Source organism: Nonomuraea terrae (genome assembly GCF_004348995.1).
GTDB classification, from domain to species: domain Bacteria; phylum Actinomycetota; class Actinomycetes; order Streptosporangiales; family Streptosporangiaceae; genus Nonomuraea; species Nonomuraea terrae.
The window spans coordinates 1-4528 of record NZ_SMKQ01000367.1; the positions used below are offsets into that span (position 1 = coordinate 1).

A 4528-nucleotide genomic window follows, 5' to 3' on the forward strand; every position below is an offset into this window, starting at 1 on the left:
TCCTTGATGTGCAGAGGGTGGGTGGCCGACCACCCACCCTCATGGCGGCGCCCCGTACCCCTTCCACAAGGGACGGCCGCCCTGTGCGGCGGGCGGCGCCGAAGTCACACCCGCTCTTCCCCCAAGGGGCAGCTGTCAGGGGCGGGGTTGGTGGCCGTAGCGGACGGGTTTCGGGCCGTCGAGGCGCACTTTGGGGTCGGTCATCGCCTGGGTGCGGCCCGGCCGGGGTGGCGCCGGGTCGATGGCGGGAGTCGGTTCGCCTGCCGCGACGATGCGTTGCACCAGACGTTCGCGTAGGTTCGCGGCGAGTTGGGCGTGCGAGGGGTAGCCCGCGAGGTTGACCAGTTCGTACGGGTCGTGTTCCAGGTCGTAGAGGGCCTGCTCGCGGTAGCGGAGGGCGGCCGGCTGGTCCCAGGGGTCGGCGTCCTCGGCCACGGCGTAGTACTTCCACCGCGCCGTACGGATGCCGCGACCCACCTCCGACTCGCTCACCTGGAAGAACACCTCCTCCGGCCAGTCGGCGCGGGAGTCGCGCACCACCGGCAGGAACGACCGGCCCTGCATCTCGTCCGGGACGGGCAGCCCGGCGGCGTCCAGCAGCGTCGGCGGCAGGTCGAGGGTGCTGACCGGCCGCGAGATCGCCCCGCCCCCGTCGAACCCGGGCCCGCGCAGCGCCAGCGGCACCCGCAGCGAGGCGTCGTGGCAGGAGCGCTTGTACTCGCCGTTGCGGGTCTTGAAGTGGTTGCCGTGGTCGGAGGTGTACGCCACGATCGTGTCGTCCAGCAGGTCCATGCTGCGCAGCGCGTCGAGCAGCCGGCCGAGCCCCTCGTCCAGGCGCTTGATCTGCCCGAGGTAGCCGGCCATGTGCTGGTGCGCCGTGCCGCCGAGGGCGGCGAGGTCCGGCGGCATCCATCGCCCCCGGTAGCGCTCCTCGTAGCCGTCGGGCGCCGGGTAGTCGTCCACCTCGTTCTGGTGGTGCGGCTCCAGCAGCGACAGGAACAGGTAGAACGGCTCGTCCGCGTGGTCGGCGACGAACCGCACGGCCGCGTCGAAGAGCGCGTCGGACCGGTAACCCGGCAACAGCACGGGGTCGTTCGCCTCGTCGAAGACGATCGTGCGGTACGCGTCCGAGGTGTGCTCCAGCGTGTTGGCCGCCAGCCACGACCGGTAGCCGCCGCGCTCGTCCTCGGGGACGGGGTCGCCACTGGCCAGGTGCCACTTGCCGATGTAGCCGGTGGCGTAGCCGGCGGCGCCGAAGTGGTGCGCCAGCGTGCGCTCCTCGCGCGGCAGGACGCGGCCGTTGCGGTGCACCCCGGTCGTGGTCGCGTAGCGGCCCGTCTGCAGGGCGGCACGGGCGGGCGCGCACACCGGCTGCGGGGTGATCGCGACCGTGGCCTGCGTACCGTTTCTGGCCATTCTGTCGAGGTTCGGGGTGAAGGGGCCGACGGTGTCCCACCGCTGCTGGTCGGTGAAGACGACGATCACGTTCGGGCGCAAAGGAAATCTCCCATCGAGCTGACTATTTGAGACCGGTCAGTGCGATCCCGCGGACGAAGTATCTCTGGGTCAGGACGAACAGCACGGCGGTGGGCACGAAGAGGATCACCGACCCGGCGGCCGTGAGGTGCCACAGCGTGAAGTACTCCTGGTTGAACAGCGTGAGCCCGACCGGGATGGTCCGCATCTCGGGCGTGCTCGTGGCGACCAGCGGCCACAGGAACTCGTTCCACTGGAAGACGAACGTGAACAGCGCCAGCACCGCCAGCGCCGGCCGGGTCTGCGGCAGGATGATCCGCCGGTAGATGGCCAGCTCGGAGGCCCCGTCGATGCGGGCGGCGCTGATCAGGTCGTCGGGGATCGGCTGGATGAACTGCCGCATCAGGAAGATCCCGAACGCGTCCATGAGGAACGGCGTGATCAGCCCCTGGTACGTGTCCAGCCACCCCATGTTGGCCATCAGCACGTACAGCGGGATCATCCGCACGAAGAACGGCACCATCAGCGTGGCCAGCAGCGCCACGAAGAGGGTGTTGCGCAGCGGGAACCGGAACTTCGCGAAGACGTACCCGACGAGCGGGTCGAAGATCAGGTGCGCCAGCGTGATGGCCCCGGCCACGATCAGGCTGTTGACGATGAAGTTGCCGAAGGGCGCGCGGGTGAACAGCTCGGCGTAGTTGCCCCACTGCGGCGACTCGGGCCAGACCACGGCGTCGGGCGACAGCGTCTCGGCCTCGGTCTGCAGCGACAGCGAGACCATGTAGAGCAGCGGCAGGACGGTCACCAGCGACGCCAGCGTCAGCAGCCCGTAGAGCAGCGATTTCCGCACCATCAGTACGTGACCTCCCCGCGCCGCCCGGCCCGCAGCTGGATCACCGTGAACGCGACGATCACGATCAGCAGCAGCACCGACTGAGCCGAGGAATAGCCGAAGTCCCTGGTGCGGAAGGCGACGTTGAAGATGTGGAAGACCAGCAGGTCGGTCGCGTCACCGGGCCCGCCGTTGGTGATGATGTACGCCTGCCCGAACGCCTGCAGCCCAGAGATGACCGCCATCACCGACACGAACAGCGTGGTCGGCGCCAGCAGCGGCAGCGTGATCCGCCAGAACCGCCGCCAGGCGTCCGCCCCGTCGATCTTGGCAGCCTCGTAGTACGTCTCCGGAATGCCCTGCAGCCCGGCCAGGAAGAGCACCATCGTGTAGCCCACGCTCTGCCACAGCGTGACGGCGGCGATCGTGAGCAGCGGCGCGGTGTTGAGCCACTGCTGCCCGGGCAGCCCGGCCGCCATCAGCATCCGGTTGAGGATGCCCAGCTCCGGATCCAGGATGTTGCGCCAGAGCAACCCGACGATCGCCACCGACGTCAGGTACGGCACCAGCAGCAGCACCCGGAAGGCCACCCGTCCCCGAAGCGGCTGGTTGAGCGCCAGCGCCAGGGCCAGCCCGAGCACGATCGACCCGACGACCTCCGCCACGGCGAACGTCAGCGTGACCAGGAACGAGTGCGCCACGGCCGGGTCGGCCAGCGCCTGGGCGTAGTTGCCGAGCCCGGCCCACTGGTCGGCCTGCGGGCCGGTGCGCAGGCTGGTCGCCACCACGTTGCCGATCGGCAGGTAGAACATGAGAGCGAAGAAGAGGATCGCCGGCAGGAGGAAGAGGTAGGCGGTCCTCGCGTACCGTCCGGAGAGCGTGGACGGCCTCAGGCGAGGCATCCTCATTTGAGGAAGCCCTCCGCCGCCTCGGTGAACGCCTCGAGCGCCTCAGCGGCCGGCTCGTTCTGGATGATCACCTGCTGGTACATCAGCTTGAGCTGCTCCTCCCACCTGCCGAGCTGGCCGGTCAGGCGCACCTCCTGGGTGGAGTCCTTGGCGATGGGCAGCGCGTCGGCGAAGGCCTTGATGAGCTCGTGCGACTGCACCTCGGGCAGCTTCGTCCAGGAGACGCGCGGCATGAGCATGCCGCTCTCCTTGGTGGCGGCCTGCTCCACCTCCAGGGCGGTGACGCGTTTGATGAAGTCCCACGACAGCTCGGGTCTGCTCGCCTTGGCGGGCACGAACATGCTGACGCCCGCGGCCTGCGTGGCGTGCACCTTGTTCCTCAGCGGCGGCGCGACGCCGAGCTCGAGGTCGGGAGCGGTCTTCGTGATCGGGTCGAGGTCCCAGGGGCCGGTGAAGATCATCGCGGCGCGTTTGGCGGCGAAGAGTTTCTGCGGGCCCGAGTAGACCGTGCTGGACACCGGCACGGGCGCCGCCTTGTGCTTGTGGATCAGGTCGGCCTGGAACTGCATGGCGGCGATCGCGTCCGCCCGCGGCTCCATGATCGCGCCGGTCTCGCGGTTGTAGGGGGTGACGCCGGCCTGTGCCAGCCACGGGTGGACGTAGGTGTAGTCCTGGTTGAGCGCGGCGCCGTACACGCCGTCCTTGGTGAGCTCGCGGGCGGCGTCGAGGAACTCCTCCCAGGTGGTGGGCACCTCCAGCCCCGCGTCCCTGAGCATGCCCTTGTTGTAGAGCAGGGTGTTGCAGGTCAGGTGGAGCTGCACCCCGTACACCTTGCCCTGGTACGAGTTGCGCTCGACGGTGATCGGCTGCCAGTCGGACGGGAAACCCATCGCCTCGCCGTCGCGGTCGACGAAGTCCTGCAGCGAGCGGGCGTTGCCGGAGATGGCGAACTCCTGCACCCACCCGCCGGGCTCCTCCACCAGGTCCGGCACGGTGCCGGAGGCGAAGTCGGCCAGGAGCCGGGTGCGCAGGTCGGGCCACTGGTACTTCTGCAGATTGACCTTGACCTTGTTGGCCTGCTCGAACTCGGCGATCACCTTGCGGTAGGCCTGGTAGTCGTGGCCGGCGTTCCAGTAGACGGTGAACGTCCCCGGCGCGGCACTGCTCTGCGTGGTCGGCGCGCCCGCGCAGGCGGACAGGACCGGTACGGCGGCGGCCGCCCCGGCCAGGCGGAACATGTCACGGCGGGAGAGCGGGGCAGGGCGTGAGGGGTGGGGAGACATCTCGTTTTCCTTTCTAGGACGAGCCTCGC

The 4528-nt window shown here is 69.3% G+C and carries 4 protein-coding genes; all 4 read right to left on the bottom strand.

Features of this window, described 5'->3' with window-relative positions:
* Window positions 1-135: 135 nt before the first annotated feature.
* Entirely contained in the window at window positions 136-1497 is a 1362-nt protein-coding gene (locus tag E1286_RS46210) for a sulfatase family protein (protein WP_187368331.1), read from the bottom strand.
* A gap of 22 nt (window positions 1498-1519) precedes the next feature.
* The gene (locus E1286_RS46215) at window positions 1520-2329 is read right to left on the bottom strand and encodes a carbohydrate ABC transporter permease (RefSeq protein ID WP_132623607.1); all 810 of its coding nucleotides are present in this window, start codon (window positions 2327-2329) and stop codon (window positions 1520-1522) included.
* Window positions 2329-3216, bottom strand: a complete 888-nt coding sequence (locus E1286_RS46220; RefSeq protein WP_132623609.1) for a carbohydrate ABC transporter permease — start codon at window positions 3214-3216, stop codon at window positions 2329-2331. The genes E1286_RS46215 and E1286_RS46220 overlap by 1 nt, the downstream gene beginning before the upstream one ends.
* On the bottom strand, window positions 3213-4528 hold a 1316-nt coding region (locus E1286_RS46225; RefSeq protein WP_342776343.1), incomplete at its 5' end, for an ABC transporter substrate-binding protein. The genes E1286_RS46220 and E1286_RS46225, both read right to left, overlap by 4 nt.